At 44.9% G+C, this 17143-nt stretch carries 14 protein-coding genes; 13 read left to right on the forward strand and 1 reads right to left on the reverse strand.

The window, feature by feature from the left end; all coding sequences use genetic code 11:
• Positions 1-65 precede the first annotated feature (65 nt).
• The 7 genes from ACAM39_RS01590 (at position 66) to gshB (ending at position 7096) form a co-directional block, all read left to right on the forward strand.
• Positions 66-1757 carry a DUF3999 family protein gene (locus ACAM39_RS01590; protein WP_369627980.1) on the forward strand — a complete coding sequence of 564 codons (1692 nt, stop codon included), beginning with the start codon at positions 66-68 and terminating at the stop codon, positions 1755-1757.
• A gap of 62 nt (positions 1758-1819) precedes the next feature.
• Complete coding sequence (nadC, locus tag ACAM39_RS01595; protein WP_369627981.1) at positions 1820-2713, forward strand: carboxylating nicotinate-nucleotide diphosphorylase; 894 nt, start codon at positions 1820-1822, stop codon at positions 2711-2713.
• A gap of 66 nt (positions 2714-2779) precedes the next feature.
• On the forward strand, positions 2780-3646 hold the full coding sequence (locus ACAM39_RS01600) for an NAD-dependent epimerase/dehydratase family protein (RefSeq protein WP_369627982.1): 867 nt from the start codon (positions 2780-2782) through the stop codon (positions 3644-3646).
• A gap of 70 nt (positions 3647-3716) precedes the next feature.
• On the forward strand, positions 3717-4652 hold the full coding sequence (locus ACAM39_RS01605; protein WP_369627983.1) for a hypothetical protein: 936 nt from the start codon (positions 3717-3719) through the stop codon (positions 4650-4652).
• Between the two features lie 36 nt (positions 4653-4688).
• Positions 4689-5396 carry an orotate phosphoribosyltransferase gene (pyrE, locus tag ACAM39_RS01610; protein WP_369627984.1) on the forward strand — a complete coding sequence of 236 codons (708 nt, stop codon included), beginning with the start codon at positions 4689-4691 and terminating at the stop codon, positions 5394-5396.
• 126 nt (positions 5397-5522) lie between these two features.
• A complete protein-coding gene (locus ACAM39_RS01615; protein ID WP_369627985.1) occupies positions 5523-6104 on the forward strand; it encodes a hypothetical protein in 582 nt (193 codons plus the stop codon).
• A 41-nt stretch (positions 6105-6145) separates the two neighbouring features.
• Entirely contained in the window at positions 6146-7096 is a 951-nt protein-coding gene (gene gshB, locus ACAM39_RS01620; protein WP_369627986.1) for a glutathione synthase, read from the forward strand.
• Between the two features lie 71 nt (positions 7097-7167).
• Here the strand turns inward: gshB and ACAM39_RS01625 are convergent, their stop codons facing one another.
• Entirely contained in the window at positions 7168-9141 is a 1974-nt protein-coding gene (locus tag ACAM39_RS01625) for a PhoX family protein (protein ID WP_369627987.1), read from the reverse strand.
• A 354-nt stretch (positions 9142-9495) separates the two neighbouring features.
• Between ACAM39_RS01625 and murG the strand changes: the two genes are divergently transcribed.
• The 6 genes from murG to ftsZ all read left to right on the forward strand — a co-directional run bounded on the left by murG (position 9496) and on the right by ftsZ (position 17099).
• On the forward strand, positions 9496-10614 hold the full coding sequence (murG, locus tag ACAM39_RS01630; RefSeq protein WP_369627988.1) for an undecaprenyldiphospho-muramoylpentapeptide beta-N-acetylglucosaminyltransferase: 1119 nt from the start codon (positions 9496-9498) through the stop codon (positions 10612-10614).
• A 148-nt stretch (positions 10615-10762) separates the two neighbouring features.
• Positions 10763-12172 carry a UDP-N-acetylmuramate--L-alanine ligase gene (gene murC, locus ACAM39_RS01635; RefSeq protein ID WP_051499983.1) on the forward strand — a complete coding sequence of 470 codons (1410 nt, stop codon included), beginning with the start codon at positions 10763-10765 and terminating at the stop codon, positions 12170-12172.
• Between the two features lie 254 nt (positions 12173-12426).
• Positions 12427-13350: a D-alanine--D-alanine ligase gene (locus ACAM39_RS01640; RefSeq protein WP_369627989.1), complete on the forward strand. Its 924-nt coding sequence runs from the start codon at positions 12427-12429 to the stop codon at positions 13348-13350.
• Between the two features lie 197 nt (positions 13351-13547).
• The gene (locus ACAM39_RS01645; protein ID WP_369627990.1) at positions 13548-14426 is read left to right on the forward strand and encodes a cell division protein FtsQ/DivIB; all 879 of its coding nucleotides are present in this window, start codon (positions 13548-13550) and stop codon (positions 14424-14426) included.
• A gap of 25 nt (positions 14427-14451) precedes the next feature.
• Positions 14452-15732 carry a cell division protein FtsA gene (gene ftsA / locus ACAM39_RS01650; protein WP_369627991.1) on the forward strand — a complete coding sequence of 427 codons (1281 nt, stop codon included), beginning with the start codon at positions 14452-14454 and terminating at the stop codon, positions 15730-15732.
• A gap of 149 nt (positions 15733-15881) precedes the next feature.
• Positions 15882-17099, forward strand: a complete 1218-nt coding sequence (gene ftsZ, locus ACAM39_RS01655; protein WP_369627992.1) for a cell division protein FtsZ — start codon at positions 15882-15884, stop codon at positions 17097-17099.
• The last annotated feature ends 44 nt before the right edge of the window (positions 17100-17143 follow it).

Here is a 17143-nt window from a genome sequence, read left to right on the forward strand (position 1 = left end):
AAGTCATATCAATTATATAGGAGCTATGAATTCTATAGTAACTATGAATTAACAATGAAGTAAAAATGAAAAACAATCAGCACTGTCACGTGAGATTAGCCAAACACCGCGCCTGTATTTTATCGGCAACTTTAGTTTCGCCGCTATTGTTAGTAGCTATCATTTACACACAAGCAGATGCCCAAAACCCCACGCAAACGGCATCCGCCAGTATTACTTCGCAAACACAAACTACCACGACCACGGTAACACCCGCCATCGTTGACAATTCAGAGCAAGAGCATGACATTGACAGTATCAGTTATGGCCTTGAGGCATTGCAAAATAGCTTTGCAATCGATATTGATTTACCGGTCGAAGACCTAGATGACAACCCCAACAGCGCCCAGCTAGTAAAATTTTCGTCGTTAACACCCAGTTTGTTAGCTTTAATTATGCAGCAAAATGGGGTAAATATTAGTGATAAACAAAATTACCGCTTGATTGATGCCAAAGGTCATATTATGCCGATGGCGATTCGCCCTGTCAGCAAACAATCATCTGTCAATCAAGTATTGCAAGTAGTGAGCGTAGAGACGGATAACCCCAATGCGGTGGAAAAATTACGCCATGCGTTAACTGTACAGCTTGATAACCCAGACAATCAACAATCGATTAACATTGACCTTAGCAATTTACCCTCAAACCCAGTCGCTGCTGTTACCAATAGCCCTGTCAGAACTTGGTGGTTAACCAATCCTAACTTTGCCAAAAACCAACCTACTTTATCGACCGAGCAAGCGGTCAATCTTTGGCTAAAATTTTTACCCGTGAATTCAGCACAGCCCAGCAAGCGCCCACTGCAACTGCAAATTTATGGCAGTGATGACTTGCAAAGCTGGCAGATGGTCAGCCAAACGGTAGTCAGCCCCTTTGACACTAGCCAACTTGGTCAACCTAGCCAGGCTACTCAACCTACCCAACATAGCCAAATGGTAGCGCCGCAAGCTGACGGTACTAATCAGCCGATAGCGACAGGCAATGCTATTGCCATCGAGCCGCAGCAAGCCAATTATCGGTATTGGCAAGTAGTGGCAAATCAGCCTATCAATCTTGAGGCAGCAAGCTTAAATCGCATGGTGAGTGAGGCAAGTTTCTTCTTGACCCGCGCCAGTTTTTCAAAAACCAAAGATGATACCAGCCAATGGCGGCTTAGCCTTGCTCAGCCCATGTTGACCACAGGGGTAAGTTTTTTTGTGCCCGAAAATCAGCTGTGGCAAGTGAGCATCAACGTACCTGAACAAGAAGCCAATCAATTGGCTAAAATCAACAAGACTGCCAATGTAAGTAATGATAAAAATTTAGCCAATTCACAAATTGATAAAAACCATACCACGGTCAGTTGGCAACCGACACTGACCAAGTCGCTGCAATTGGGCGGTCAAATGCAGCAAGATGATTTGCCGGTCAATCTGTTAACGCCCATGTATGAGATGTACTTTTTAGCACAAGGCACAGCACCTTACCGACTGGTGATTAACGAGCCACGCGTATTACAACAACCCAATATCACGCTATCTAACCAACAACTTACCAGCCTTGGCAATACCGTTGAAGGACAAATGCAAAATATCGAGGCATTGAACAATCCCAACGCGTCGTTTGAACGCTACAAAACATGGGCACTGTGGGGTGTACTCGCCGCGATTGTAGCGGCTTTGGCGTTGATTGCCCTGCGTTTATATCAACAAACTACTACCCAAGTCCCCAAAGAATAGGCGATAATACAATCGAACATACTTCATCGAAAATGCCCCATCGACAATAAGGGATTATTTGCATGTCTGCTGCTAGCCAAACCATTAGTGACACCTCGGCCACCACGCCCCACATCACCTCACTACTACGTATTGAAATCGCCAAACAAGTCGCACTTGCGCTGCAAGAAGACATCGCCACTGGGGATATTAATGCGCAGTTAATACCCGACACACAGCGCGATACGGCAACCATTATTTGTCGTGAACCGATGGTGGTCGCGGGCAAAGCATGGGTGGATGAAGTATTTCGCCAGCTTGACCCCAACATGCAGCTTGATTGGGCAGTCAAAGACGGTGACGCCGTGGCAGCCAATCAAATTTTGGTGACGCTCATCGGTAACACCCGTGCGCTACTGACGGGTGAACGTACCGCGCTGAACTTCTTACAGACTTTATCATCCACTGCCACTGTGGTTGCCAACCATGTGGCGGTTATCGCAGAACTGCCGACCAAATTGTTAGATACGCGTAAAACCCTCCCAATGCTACGCCATGCGCAAAAATACGCCATGCTTTGTGGCGGCGGCAATAATCACCGTATCGGGCTATACGATGCCTTTTTGATAAAAGAAAACCATATCATGGCGTGTGGCGGTATCGCCCAAGCAGTCAGTCAGGCGCGTCAGATTGCCAATAAGCCAGTGGAAGTTGAAGTAGAAAATTTTGATGAGTTGCAGCAAGCCATCGCTGCCAATGCCGATATCGTCATGCTCGATAATTTTACCATTGAAGATACCCAAAAAGCGGTCGAGTTGGTTGCTAGTCTGGGCAAGCCTTGCCAGCTTGAAGCTTCAGGTGATATTAGCCTTACCCATCTACGCCAAGTGGCAGAAACAGGAGTGGACTTTATCTCAATGGGTGCATTGACGAAGCACATCAAAGCCATTGATTTATCGATGCGTTTTCAGCAATAAATCGGTTAAACATACATCGATTAAAAATAGTCAGTTTTTTTTATGCCATTTGCGATAGGTCATAGCATGATGCAAACGATTTTAATGATTGGACTGGGTAAAATTGGTTTACCTGTTGCTAAGCAATTAGCGGCGCAGGGACATTGCGTGATTGGTGTCAGCCGTACAAGACCCAAAGACCTTGCACAAGATTTTGATAACCTATACTTTGTGGCAAGTGATGCGCGCACGTTAGCCATTGCCCAGCTAAGTCAATGGACAAGCCAAATTAACCAAATCTGCATTATTGTCAGTCCAGATAGCCTGTCGCTACAAGGTTACCATGACAGTTATTATGCGATTGCCGAGAATGTGGTGCGATTGGGTGACCATCTGCCAAACCTCAAGCGTGTGGTATTTATTTCTTCGACAGGCGTTTACGGACAAAACGCGGGCGAAATCATTGATATCAATACCCCTGTGTCAGCGCCAGCGAGCGCCACTTCTCAAGTGATTTTACAGACTGAGCAGTTATTGCAGCAGCACTTTGAAGATAAGAGCGTTATCATTCGCCCAAGTGGGATTTATGGGCAGTCACGGCTGCGTTTACTGACCATGGCAAAACAGTTAGCAGCGCAGTCAGAAAATACAGCTAGCGATTATCCGAGTAACACATGGACTAATCGTATTATGGACACAGACTTAGTGAGTATCATTGTCACTGTCATCAATGCGGGTCAAACCTTGCCAGTTTACTTGGCGACAGATAACGCGCCAGTCCCGCTTTATACTGTGCTAAACTATTTGGCGACTGCACAGGGCTTGAACTTATCGCTGCCCTGTATGGAGCCAACAACGGGCAAACGCATTATCACTAACTTGCCAGCTAGTTGGTTTAACTACCCAGATTGGCAGTCAGGCTATCAGCATATTTTGTCGAGTTTAGGCGAATAGTTATGGGTGGTGGGTTTCAACAAAAATTTTTCATCATTTACCTATCAGTGATTTTATAGCCGTGTATGCCATGACTTATTCCAACACCGAGCGCCACGCCGCAAAAAACCAAGTGGTTAAAGACAGAGACCAGCTACGCCATCCCAATGTGATGACAGAGGCAGAAAGATTGGCTTTACCCGATCCTTGTCGCCCGATTGATAAGCGCGTCATACCCGCGCGTCATACCATTGACGTCTATATGCAAAAACCGCTTTCATTGCCAGTAGCGGATACCAAAAACAATCTCGCCGCTAGTATAAAAGACGTTGCCAAGCCCCACCCAACGAAGGATAACACAACAAAAACCCCTAAAAAAAATCCGCAAAATCATCAATCTGACATGCTAGAGCAGTTACTATCTGACCAAACCATTGAGATGCGGCACTTTATCAAGCAGCAACAACAGCAGGCCAATAGCAGCCAAAGCAAACACCCGTCATTGCATTTACCGCTGTCGTTGTTGCCACAGCTCGTCAATGACAGTAGTGTTTCACTGATGAAAGCGGTGATGGGTCAATACCCACATTTAGCGAGTATGAATATGCTTACAACATCTTTGTCACCGCAGACAGTGCAAAATTCCTATGAACATCAAGCTAGCGATGCCCCCAGCACACAGTCTGACGCCACCTATAACCAAGCGCTACTCAATATCGAAACCAAACTGTATCTGATGGGACAAATGTACCATATTATGCTTTGTGTGTTTTTGCTATGCCAATGCAAATCACGCAAATCACTCAACCCACAAATCACCTTGCAAGACTTGGCCGACGCTATCAATCAATACATCGAGGCGCATCGCACGCAATTGCATTTTTTGACCCGGCATGACGATTTATATATCGAACCGACGCATGTTGAGCTTGCTGCCATTGCCATGGATTGGCAAGTGGGTAAGCAAACAGCCATCAGCAAACGTACGATTACCATTAGCTCGCAAAACCCCATAACAGGCGGCTAATAGTATTTTTTAACTTGTTCTTTTTTGGAGTCGCGTATGTCGCAATTATCTCAAACCCAATCATCTCAAACCCAAGTTTTTCACTCGCCGCAGTTTATTCCTCAGCATTTTATTGAAGTGGCACTCAAAAATAACGTACTAAAATTTGGCGAATTTACCTTAAAATCAGGTCGTATAAGCCCGTATTTTTTTAATGCAGGTTTGTTATCAACCGGTGAGCTGTTGTCGGTGTTGGCAAATGGGTATGCGGATGCCCTTGCCAAGCAGCTACAATCTACCGATAGTAGCGATTTGGTGATTTTTGGGGCGGCATATAAGGGTATTCCGTTTGTGGCGGCGACCGCGCAAGCACTGTGGAACAATCACCAAATCAATGCCGATTGGGGCTACAACCGCAAAGAAGCCAAAGACCACGGGGAAGGTGGTATGCTGGTTGGAGCCGATCTCAAAGGCAAATCGGTTTGGGTGATTGATGATGTGATGACCGCAGGTACGGCAATGCGCGAAGTCGTGGCACTCCTAGAAAAATCAGACGCCAAAGTCGCGGGGATTATCGTTGCGCTAGATCGTAAAGAAAAAGGTCAAAGCGAACAATCTGCCATTCAAGAATTGGCGCAAAGCCTCAATGTACCGGTACTTGCCTTGGTCACGATGGATGACATTACTGAGTATGTCGCCAAAAATGGCACGCAGGAGGAACTTGCCAAAATGCAAGCTTACCGCGAGCAATACGGCGTTCAATAAGCGATTGCCATCATCCTGGGTGATGATGATTTCACAGATAGTTTTTTACATCATGTTATATAAAATCCATCACCCAACCCCGCTAACGATAGATTGTTTTTAAATTAACCGTTGAAGAGGACGGCTATGTTGACAAAAGCCTTGCCCACCACACTAACAACGACACACCTTTTGCGTGTCGGCACTGCACTTACCTTATCGGCAATATTATTTGCGCTTGCAGGTTGCAGTAGTATCAATGAACTGATGGCAGAGGGTAGCAAACCGCCTGCGATTGTCAATGTAGCAACTGACCAACAGCCGTTTTATGACGCTTTAAATAGCCTTATCTTGCCGCCAAAATCACCGCAAGCTGCGCCACAAGGCATTGCCGATGGTCCTTATAATGGCGTGATGCCAGAAGGCGAGCAATTTACCACCTTTGTCAAAAATGGTTACTTCGATGAATTTTTGGTGGTCTACTACCCAAACTTTGTGACCCAGCTTCGCACCGATTTGGTTAACGGTTTATATCATGGTTGGGTGACGTATCGATTGTCCGATAGCCGTATCAAACAAAAAGTGTTATTCCGTCAGGGTGGGGTACAAGAAGCGATTGTTTACAACCAAGCCGGAAATCCTGAATACCATTTTTGGTTCACCAATGAACAACCGACCAGCGGTATGCGCTACGATAACAATGGCAACGCGGTCGAATCGATGTTTTAATAGCAAAACGAATAATTGATAACAATTGAACAAGGATCATAATGAAACCACTGAATTTTCTGATCGTCATGGACGATATCCACACTATTAATTATAAAAAAGACACCACGCTTGCTATGCTGTGGGCGATTGCAGATCGTGGTCACACGGCGCATTATTGCCAAATTCACGATTTGTGGCTCGATAATGGCGCATTGCAAATTGATAGCCAATCGCTCAAAACGTTTAAAGACCCTGCACATTTTTATGAACTGGGTGAAAAAACCACGCAGCCTGCTACGGCGTTTGACGTCATCTTGATGCGTAAAGACCCCCCGTTTGACATGCAGTTTTTGTATAGCCTGTACTTGCTAGAATACGCTCAGCGAGCAGGTGTATTGGTGGTCAACAACCCAGAAAGCGTACGTGACTGTAACGAAAAACTGTTTGCGACGCAATTTCCTGAGCTGATGACACCGACGATTGTGACCAACAAACAAACCCATATCCGTGATTTTATCAAAACCCATCAAGATGTCATCGTCAAACCGCTTGATGGTATGGGGGGGATGGGTATTTTTCGTCTGACCGCCGATAGCCCTAATATTGGCTCAACCCTTGAGATGCTAACCCAGCTTGAAAGCTTGCCTGTGATGGCGCAAAAATACTTGCCTGAAATCAAGGACGGGGATAAACGCATTTTAATTGTCGGTGGCAAGCCCGTGGATTATTGCTTGGCGCGTATCCCAAGCCAAGGCGAAACGCGCGGTAATCTAGCCGCAGGTGGTCGTGGGGTCGCCATGCCACTGTCAGCGCAAGAGCGCCAAGTTGCTGAGCAAGTGGCGCCTGTGCTACTACAAAAAGGCTTGTACTTTGTCGGACTTGATGTGATTGGTGGTAAAGTGACAGAGATTAACGTGACTAGCCCCACCTGTGTGCGTGAGATTGACGACCAATGCGGCACGCATATCGCAGAGGATTTTATTGCGTTTATTGAAACGCAAATTCACTAGCTATCATTGTCAAAGCAAAATAACAAACCCAGTCATTGACTTGGTTTGTTATATCATCGCTTGGCAGGGTATTAAGCTTTAAACGCCAAATAACCCACCTCAGCACTGTAGCCATCTTTGAAGTTTTGGTTAATGAGCGGGCGAACTGCTGTCTCAACGGCGGGGACAAAGGTCATATCACCTGGGTGTTGGAAGTTTGACATGATATAAGTATAGCCATTGACTTCATCGACCGCGTGTAGACCCGTTGACTCAGCCCCTGCTGGTGTTGACAGGATACGCGCTAATTTTTTGGTATCAACATTGTATGCCCAAAGATAGTTGTTAACATGGTAGCCAGAGTCTTCACCGATAAATAAAGTACGCATTTTTTCAGAGAATTTTAGGTTGTCCGGGCAAGAGATTTTATCAATGTTAGACGTATTACCGAGCGCATCTTTGGCAATGTCTTCCCCTGCTAAGCCTTCAGGTACATACATACGGGTAGAGACCCACTCAGAGTTAATCGCTTTACCATTGTTATCAACCTGACCGCCTTTAAGCTCATGGGCGTAGACTGCGCCTGATTTTAACTGAGCCACTTTGACATCGTACTCGTCCGTGGTCATGGATTTTTCAATGCGCGACATGGCAGAGTAGGCAATTTTATCTTTGATATTGACCGTCGTGCCTTCCATTTTGCTAAACGCCATTGATGCACCTTGCAGCGCTGCGTAGCGGTGGGTTTCTAAAAATGCCGCCGCTTGGGTGAGTTTGTCTGCCGGTAATTTGCTATTTGGCGCAAGTTTTACCCAGTTATTTGCCCCGTCATAGCCGATTTTTTTGTAAGAGGTATCATTGGGGTCAGTGTATTTGACATCCATGATATCGGTTGGTACTACTGTATTGGCTAGGGCTTCGATTTCAGCGCTGGTCGCATGTCCCAGATGCATCCATTTGATGCTAAAATCGCTGGCAGCCGCAGGGCCACCTTTGGCTGACGTTTGGGTGATTTTGGCAACATAGAGGTTACCTGCAGATAGGTCAGCTGCTTTATCGGCAACAAACATGAATAAACCACTGTTAGTGAAGTCATCACCCATCAACGCAGTACGTTGGTCAGGCATCACTTGAATCAGTTCGTGAGAGATACGACCTAGATTGAAATGTTTTTTGGCGATACCAGACCCATCCGCATTGACTACGATTTCTGGTAAATGACCATAGTGGTATGGGTTTGCTTTGGTTTCATCACCGTATAAGTTTTTACTAAATGCTTTAAATTGGGCGCTGCTTTTAGCCATGAAAGCGTCTGGTTCATACTCTTCTGATGACAAATGCGTATTCCATGGTGAAAGTGATGCACCACAAGTAATCCATAACCCATACACTTTTGACATATCCACATTGTGGTATTTGACGACTTTGAGTTCGCCTGTTTGTGGGTTTTGGTCAAGCGTGACTACCGCAATGGGTGAAGGTAGTGTACCGTAAGTATTGCTGCCTGCTTGGTCTTTACTTGTATATTCAAACTGCACCACCGCAAATACGGTATTACCTGTTACACCTGCCACGCGCGCGCCTTTAACTGTCAATAATGAAGAACCATCGGGGCAATCAGAGAAAAACTGGCGCGTAGAGGCTAGCACTGAACTATCCATGATAGGCTTGTTATAGATATCAAAATAGCCGCCTGCAATGATGTCATTACCCTTTAAGTCTTTTAATTTATCGCCTGTTATAAAAAAAGGTTGATACTGTAGCTTATAGTCAGTCGTGGTATTGTCATCAAAGGTTGCTTTTAGCTTTGAATCGACATACACCGTTGCCATATTGGCAGGATTTGATAAATTTGGTGCAGCCATACCGACAAATTCAGTCGCTTTAATGGTTTTTTGTGTATTATTGAGTATACCTGCTGTGCTATTAGTATCACTATCACTATCACAACCTGTTAATAAGGTGGCAACAGAGCCTGTGGCAAGTGGCAACGCAGGCACCCCTGCCAAAAAACGAATGACATTACGGCGGCTAATGGTTTGGTCTAATTGATTAATTTCAGTCATGAGTGAATTCCTTGCTGTTAGCAGTTGGCTACGAAATAAATTTTATTGAAATAATGCAGAAACAATTATGCTGAGTATGTTAGAGGGGATATGTGACAGTGGCTTGACTGATTCATGACAGAACGGTGACAACTAATCATCCGGTTTGAATATAAAGCGATACCATGGCTGCAAAATCTTGATGCTACTTAGCAATTAAAGTGATTTACTTTATTATTGAGTGAAATAATGCTATGATTTTGCCATTTTTATGGTGATTGTTTTTTCCGATAAACGGTCAGTCATACGGGGTTTTCTAATCCCCACCTCACCTAGATTAGATTAGATTGGATTGGATTGGTCAAGGATAATAAGATGAGTGAGCCAACGATGCAAAAACCGCGCGTGCTGATGATGGCAGCAGGCACGGGTGGGCATGTGTTTCCCGCGATTGCGGTGGCTCAAGCGTTACAACAATCAGGTGCCCAAGTGCATTGGCTTGGCACCCTAGTCGGTATGGAAAATGAGTTGCTACAACATTACGACTTTACCTACCATGCCATCAATATGCAGGGATTACGCGGTAACGGTATCAAACGCTTATTTAAAGCCCCGTCAACCTTACTTAAAGCAACATTAGCGGCTATCAAAATCATCAAAACCAATAAAATCGACATCGTGGTAGGGTTTGGGGGTTATGTGACCGCACCCGGTGGATTGGCCGCCAAATTTTGTAAAATACCAATTTTAATTCATGAACAAAATGCCATCGCAGGCATGAGTAATAACTACCTATCTAAGCTTGCTAATCAAGTGTTAGAAGCCTTCCCAAATACCTTCACCGAACTACCTTCTAGTAAAGTGATGACAGTTGGCAACCCCGTACGTGAGGCTATCGTACAAGTACCGCCACCAAAAGCCCGTATTGATGTCAATGATAGCAGTCCTTTAAAGCTATTGGTGATTGGCGGTTCTCTGGGTGCTCAGGCACTAAATAATCATATCGCGCCTACGCTAAAAAAATTAGAAAGTATGCCAGATGCCAAGCCGTGGCAAGTGCGGCATCAATGTGGTAAAAACAACCAAGAAGCTACCCAAGCGGTATATAGCGAAGCACAGCTCCAATCAACCCAGTATGAGATTTTGCCATTTGTTAAAGATATGGCAGCAGCATACAGCTGGGCAGATGTGATTGTCTGCCGTGCTGGGGCGCTCACGGTCACAGAAGTTGCCACGGTTGGATTGCCTGCGGTGTTTGTGCCACTGCCCCATGCGGTCGATGATCACCAAACGGCAAATGCCAAAACCCTAGCAGAACATGGCGCCGCGTTTTTAATGCCGCAAAAAGAATTAACGGCAGAGAGTTTAAGTGCCATTTTAGCCAAGCTCGACCGTCATCAAATTTTAGCGATGGCAGAAAAAGCGCGTGAATTTGCCAAACCCAATGCCACACAGCTGGCTGCCGATGCCATTTTATCCCAGTTAAAACCTTAATTATTTTCTACAACTTATAAGTCATTTATCATTGAGCCTGTCTATGTCAAAATCAGCCAAAACTGCCACTGCCCAATCCACTGAAAAACCTGAAAAAACCAACAGTGTCACCAAAAAAATTACCAAGCGCGTGGTCGAAATCCCAGAGATGCGCCGTATTCGCCACGTGCATTTTGTCGGTATTGGTGGGGCAGGGATGTGCGGTATTGCCGAAGTCGTCCATAATCATGGCTATATGGTTAGCGGTTCAGACATCAAACAAAGCCCAGTGACCGACCGTTTGACCCAAATGGGCATTCAAGTGTTTATCGGGCATGATTCCAAAAACATCAGTGAAGCCGATGTGGTCGTGGTGTCATCAGCCATTGATCATACCAATCCAGAAATCCAAGCCGCCTTGTCAGGACGTATTCCTGTGGTACGCCGCGCCGATATGTTAGGCGAGCTGATGCGTTACCGTCATGGTATTGCAGTAGCGGGTGCGCATGGCAAAACTACCACCACGAGTCTGCTTACCATGATTTTAACCGAAGCGGGTTTGGATCCTACTTATGTGATTGGCGGTAAACTTAATGCCTCAGGTAAAAACGCCTCATTAGGTCAAAGCCGTTATTTGGTGGCAGAAGCGGATGAGTCAGATGCGTCATTTTTATCGCTGCGTCCGATGGCAGCGATTGTCACCAATATCGACCAAGACCATATGGAAACCTATGGCGGCAGTTTTGACAAACTAAAAGCCGCGTATGTGCAGTTTTTACAAAATATGCCGTTTTATGGGTTAGCCGTATTGTGCGGTGATGACAAAGAGTTGTACGGACTGATTGATAAAATCGCGCGCCCTGTGTTGACTTATGGGTTAGAAAAACATAACGATGTGCAAGCCATTGATGTGGTGGCAGATGGCACCAAAACCCATTTTACCGTACTGCGTAAAGACCGTGAGCCACTGCCGATTACTTTGAACATTCCTGGTATTCATAATGTCTATAACGCCTTAGCGGCTATCACCATCTCCACCGATGAAGGTGTCAGTGATGAAGCCATTTGCCAAGCGGTCAAAAAATTTGCTGGCGTGGGCAGACGTTTTGAAAACAATGGTAACTACCCTGTGAAAGATGGCGCAGGCGATGTGCTACTGATTGACGACTATGGTCACCACCCAACTGAAGTGGCAATGACTATCAAAGCGGCTCGCCAAAGCTATCCCGATCGCCGCTTGGTGATGATTTTCCAGCCTCACCGTTTTACCCGTACCCGTGATTGCTTCGATGATTTTGTGGACGTATTGTCACAAGTCGATGTGTTGATGCTACTCGATGTGTATAGTGCAGGTGAAGCCATGATTGAAGGCGCGGATAGTCGCAGTCTTGCCCGTACCATCCGCACCCGCGGACAAGTTGAGCCGATTATGCTGAACATCAATGACATGGATCAAATCCGTCAGGTGCTAGGTAGTATGTTAAAAGCCAATGATTTGCTGATTACCCAAGGGGCGGGTAACGTGGGTCAACTCTGTCTAGATTTGGCAAAAAACAACTTATTTCTAGCGGACAAATAACGGCTTGATTGAACAACCGATTGATTGAAAAACCGATTGGTTAAAAAACCAGGCGGTAAGCGGTTATGAAACTTAAGGTATTGAAAGGCTGTTGTAGCTTGCCCATGCTGCCAGCAGGCGATTATTTTATGAATGAGCTAAAATTACTAAGCCATACCCAAACCCTAGCTAAGTCATAGCCAAGCGATAGTTTAACAAATTTGGGTGAAATAATTATAGCAATGAATTCGGTTAACAAAAGATTAGGAATCAATATGTCAGAGCTTATCGATGTCAAACAATTTGGTAAAGTGGCGGTCGTCTGTGGCGGCTGGAGTGCTGAGCGTGAAGTATCCCTGACTAGCGGTAAAGCTGTGCTTGATGCGCTACTCACTAAAGGCGTGGACGCCCATCACTTTGACCCCAAAGAAACAGATATATCAAAACTGCGCGACTATGACCGCGTATTTAATGTGCTGCATGGCACTTTTGGCGAAGATGGTAGCCTACAAGGGGTGCTAGATGGTTTTAATATTCCGTATACCGGTTGTGGCGTATTAGCCTCTGCAATTGCCATGGATAAGTTTCGCAACCGCTTAGTTTGGCAAGCGTTAGATTTACCAAACGTACCTTATGTCGTGCTTGATGACGATACCAATTTTACCGCTATCGAACAGCAGCTAGGTTTACCACTGTTTGTCAAACCCGCCGCTGAAGGCAGTAGTGTCGGTGTCTTTAAAATTAAAGAAGCGGGCGAGCTTGCCAAGACCTACCCACAGCTTAAACAATACCATGGCGCTATTTTGGCAGAAAAAGCCATCACAGGCGGTGAGTATGCTTGCTCAATCCTCGGTGATGAGGTGTTGCCCAGTATTCGCATCATTCCAACAACTGAGTTTTATGACTATGAAGCCAAATACAATCGTGATGATACCGTCTACCAATGCCCATCCGATTTGAGCGAGGCGCAAGAACAAACCATGCAACAAATCGCAAAAAAAGCGTTTGCTGCCATTGGCGGCAAAGGTTGGTCACGCGTGGATTTTTTACGAGATGACAAAGGCACGCTATATCTGCTTGAACTCAATACGGTGCCCGGTATGACCAGTCATAGTCTGGTGCCGATGGCAGCAAAAGCACGTGGTATAGATTTTGCGACGCTATGCGTGCGTATCTTAGAACAAACGTTGAACGAATAAGTTATTTTCGTTTATATTTGTTTACAAAAAAAGTACTTGAATTGTCTAGAAGCGTATTATCTATTTACCATTCATTTCATTGAATTTGTTATGATATGCTTCTAAGCATAAATCCTTGTAATATTTTTAGTTATTTTGATTTTTGTTGTTGATATTTTAGTAATTAATAATTTTAGACCGAGTTATGATTGGTCAATATGGCAAATTCATTTGTGGCAACTGCTTCTCTAGATACTACGCTCCCCAATCGCTTTCATCAGCTGCTGCCAAAGTTGTTAATGCTTGGCGTTGTGTTATTGTTGCTGATATTAGCGGCTTTGGCGATTAATGTTTTCAATAAATTACCCAATGCAGCAATTAGTTTGCAGGATAAGGGGTTAAATACCCAGCAAACCCTGCAGCTTCAGCAATTATTGGGCGAAAAAGCAGACACAAATCTACTCAAAGCTGATTTGCAAAGCTATCTAGCAAAACTTGAGACGGTAGATTGGGTAGGGCAAGCCGATGTGCGCCGTGATTGGCAACAAGGTATTGTGGTCAATGTAGTACCGCGCCAAGCCGTTGCCAAGTTTGGTAGTGAACGTTTAGTCGACGCCAATGGTACGGTATTTAAGCCCGCCGATAGCAATGACTTAAATAACCCTAGCTTGATGCAGCTACAAGGCGATAGCCAAAATGCCGTTGTCATGATGCAGCAAATCAAGCAAGTTAGTGATTGGTTTATGCCACTGGGTATGAAAATTGAAGAAGTCATCGTAACGCCCAGAATGGCATGGTTATTTCGCTTTGATAACGGACTTCGGGTACTGGTTGATAATGACAATACGTCAGAAAAACTGTATCGACTGAGCATCATGTTACAAAATCAGCTTAAACCACAGCTCAAAACGCTGCAAACGGTGGATTTACGCTATAAAAACGGCATGGCAATTACCAAACGACCTGTGATACAGCAAGCTGGTGATACAACTGCCGTCAATGCCAAATCAGATGATACTAAATCCGTGACCGATGCCAACTCAACAACCGATTCGAAAACCAAAGCCTTAAAAACCACCGCCAACCCCAGCCATTAGGTGAAACATAATTTTGTAGTGTTCTATGAAAAAGCCAGATCTGATCGTCGTCGTCCACCTAAGTGCTACTGCTATTCATACTGTGATTGGTCAAATCCACAGTGCCCAAGATATTCGTATTATCGGTTTATCTACTGTCAAAAACCATGATTTCGCCCAAGGTACCATTCGCCACCGCGAACGTCTAAAATCTGCTATCAAGCAATCTATTCAAAATGCCGAAGACATGGCAAATTGCCGCGTAAACAGTGTTTGGCTGAGCTTTTCTACCCCAGATTTGCAAAGCGTCAATAGTGTGGGCGAAGTCAAAATTAAACACGATATCGTACAAGCCAAAGACGTGGTCGCCGCGCTGACCCAAGCCAAAAATAAACATCTCCAAGATGATTTGTATTTAATGCATTATGCCCAGCAAGGTATTGCTTTAGATGGCAATGCTGAGATGATTGATGATGCGATTGGGATGCAAGCGAGTGACTTGATGGTGCTCTATCATCTGATGATGATGCCCGTCAAAGGTCGCCAAAATTTGCAGCAACTGCTGCAAGAATGTGATGTTAGTATTGACCAAATGCTATTTGATGCCGTATCTACCGCCGAATATGGTTTATTACCTGAAGAAAAATACCATGGCGTATGTCTGATTGATATTGGGGCATCGACGACCAGTATCTGCGTTTACCGTGAAGATAAGCTGATTTATACCCATTGTTTTGCCGAGGGCGGTCATCACGCAACACTGGATATCTCTATGCTGCTAGATGTCACCATTGCTGAAGCAGAGAATATGAAAAAATCCCACGCCAATGTTGATCGTCATGGGATTGACTCAAGCCAATTTTTTACCATTAAGCGTTCACAGCATGATGATGAAAAAACCATTAATATGCTTGAACTCCTTGAAGTCACGGAAGCCCGCTATATCAGTATTTTAGGTCATATTAAAAAAGAGCTGGATAAAGAAGGGCTAAGTGAGTTTTTACAGCAAGGCTATGTGATCACGGGCGGTGGAGCTGAAATGCGCGGATTATTGCCACTAGCCAAAAAAATCTTTGCCAATAAAGTAAACAAGGTCAATCAACACTCAGCGATTTCTGCCTATACCCAATATGGCGATGATGACAAGCTTCGTACCATTGCGGCAATGATTGGTGAGCGTAAATACCAGACCGCGTTTGGCACACTGTTATATAGTCAAAGTGAGGCGTTTCATCATAGCGAGAAAAGCTCACCTGACTCTTTGCAAGTTAAGCCTATGCGAGAAAAACTCAAAACTGTGAATAAATTTTTTGGTAAATTTTTCTAAAAAAGAGATGTTTAGTATTTTAAGAGTGCTCATGTTATGATTAACTCTAAAATCCACTAATTGTGTAATGATTTAATTGATATTTAATTTAATATGTTTGCTATTTATGCTACTCAAGCCTACTTGACAGCATACGGAGATTTTCAATTATGGAAGCGAAGTTTAGTATTGTACAAGATCACACTGATACATTTGCCGATTCAGCCCGTTTAACCGTTATCGGTGTCGGTGGTGGCGGTGGAAATGCCGTTGAAACCATGGTACAAAATGGTGTAAAAGGGATTACCTTTGTCTGTGCCAATACCGATAGACAAGCGCTTGACCGCCTGTCAGCGCCCAATAAAATCCAGCTCGGTATCAAAAATAACAACCGCGGCTTGGGCGCAGGTGCCAACCCAGAAGTAGGGCGTGAAGCAGCTGAGAGCGATGAAGAACAAATTCGCCAATTGTTAGAAAATTCTGACATGGTATTTATTACCGCGGGTATGGGCGGTGGTACAGGTACAGGCGCTGCGCCAGTCATTGCCAGACTTGCCAAAGAGCTGGGCGTCTTGACCGTTGCCGTAGTGACCATGCCGTTTACCTTTGAAGGTGGCAGACGTAATAAAGTGGCTAAAGAAGGTATTGAGCAGCTTTCTAACTTTGTCGACTCCATTATCACTATCCCTAACGATAAATTGATGACGGTGTATGGCAAAATCTCTATGAAAGATGCCTTCAAAAAAGCCGATGAAGTCTTACTTCAAGCGGTGCAAGGTATCTCTAATATGATTTCAAAAGATGGTTTTATTAACATCGACTTTAACGATATTCGCACGGCAATGACCTCAAGGGGTCATGCGATGATGGGTATCGGTAAAGGCAGTGGGGAAGACCGCGCTGAGATCGCTGCTGAAAAAGCCATCAAAAGCCCATTACTTGACAACTTATTGCTCAAAAATGCCAAAGGTCTATTGGTCAACGTAGTGGCAAGTTCAGATTTCAATTTTGAAGAGCAAGAGCGCATCACCCAAAAAGTGCATAGCTTGGTGGATATTGACGAAGCCAACATCTTCTACGGCGTGGTATTTGATGAAGACATGGGCGATGAAATCCAAGTGACAGTGGTGGCAACGGGTCTTACCCTAGATAATACCCCAAAGCACCCAGCTAGAGATTTTGTCTCAGATGCCTCTAGCACCCACAAAGTGGAAGCAGGCACGCATGAACCTGCGTATGCGGCACGCCGTGATATACCACAATCCATCCCTACACCTCAGCCACCTGTACAGCAAACTATCGAGCCTGCGCCAGCACCGCAATCATCGCAGCCACAGCGCACAGGCAACAGTATTCAAGACTATCTACGTCGCCAGCAAAATCGCTAAGATACCGTATGACTTTTAACAGCCTCACAGCTTAATCGTTGTGG

It is taken from the genome of Moraxella sp. K02, assembly GCF_041154755.1.
Taxonomy (GTDB): domain Bacteria; phylum Pseudomonadota; class Gammaproteobacteria; order Pseudomonadales; family Moraxellaceae; genus Faucicola.

Excerpts from the sequence above, each read along its gene's own strand:
- ACAM39_RS01590 (WP_369627980.1), top strand. The coding sequence starts at position 66 with ATGAAAAACAATCAGCACTGTCACGTGAGATTAGCCAAACACCGCGCC.
- nadC (WP_369627981.1), top strand. The coding sequence starts at position 1,820 with ATGTCTGCTGCTAGCCAAACCATTAGTGACACCTCGGCCACCACGCCC.
- ACAM39_RS01600 (WP_369627982.1), top strand. The coding sequence starts at position 2,780 with ATGATGCAAACGATTTTAATGATTGGACTGGGTAAAATTGGTTTACCT.
- ACAM39_RS01605 (WP_369627983.1), top strand. The coding sequence starts at position 3,717 with ATGACTTATTCCAACACCGAGCGCCACGCCGCAAAAAACCAAGTGGTT.
- pyrE (WP_369627984.1), top strand. The coding sequence starts at position 4,689 with ATGTCGCAATTATCTCAAACCCAATCATCTCAAACCCAAGTTTTTCAC.
- ACAM39_RS01615 (WP_369627985.1), top strand. The coding sequence starts at position 5,523 with ATGTTGACAAAAGCCTTGCCCACCACACTAACAACGACACACCTTTTG.
- gshB (WP_369627986.1), top strand. The coding sequence starts at position 6,146 with ATGAAACCACTGAATTTTCTGATCGTCATGGACGATATCCACACTATT.
- ACAM39_RS01625 (WP_369627987.1), bottom strand. The coding sequence starts at position 9,141 with ATGACTGAAATTAATCAATTAGACCAAACCATTAGCCGCCGTAATGTC.
- murG (WP_369627988.1), top strand. The coding sequence starts at position 9,496 with ATGAGTGAGCCAACGATGCAAAAACCGCGCGTGCTGATGATGGCAGCA.
- murC (WP_051499983.1), top strand. The coding sequence starts at position 10,763 with ATGCGCCGTATTCGCCACGTGCATTTTGTCGGTATTGGTGGGGCAGGG.
- ACAM39_RS01640 (WP_369627989.1), top strand. The coding sequence starts at position 12,427 with ATGTCAGAGCTTATCGATGTCAAACAATTTGGTAAAGTGGCGGTCGTC.
- ACAM39_RS01645 (WP_369627990.1), top strand. The coding sequence starts at position 13,548 with ATGGCAAATTCATTTGTGGCAACTGCTTCTCTAGATACTACGCTCCCC.
- ftsA (WP_369627991.1), top strand. The coding sequence starts at position 14,452 with ATGAAAAAGCCAGATCTGATCGTCGTCGTCCACCTAAGTGCTACTGCT.
- ftsZ (WP_369627992.1), top strand. The coding sequence starts at position 15,882 with ATGGAAGCGAAGTTTAGTATTGTACAAGATCACACTGATACATTTGCC.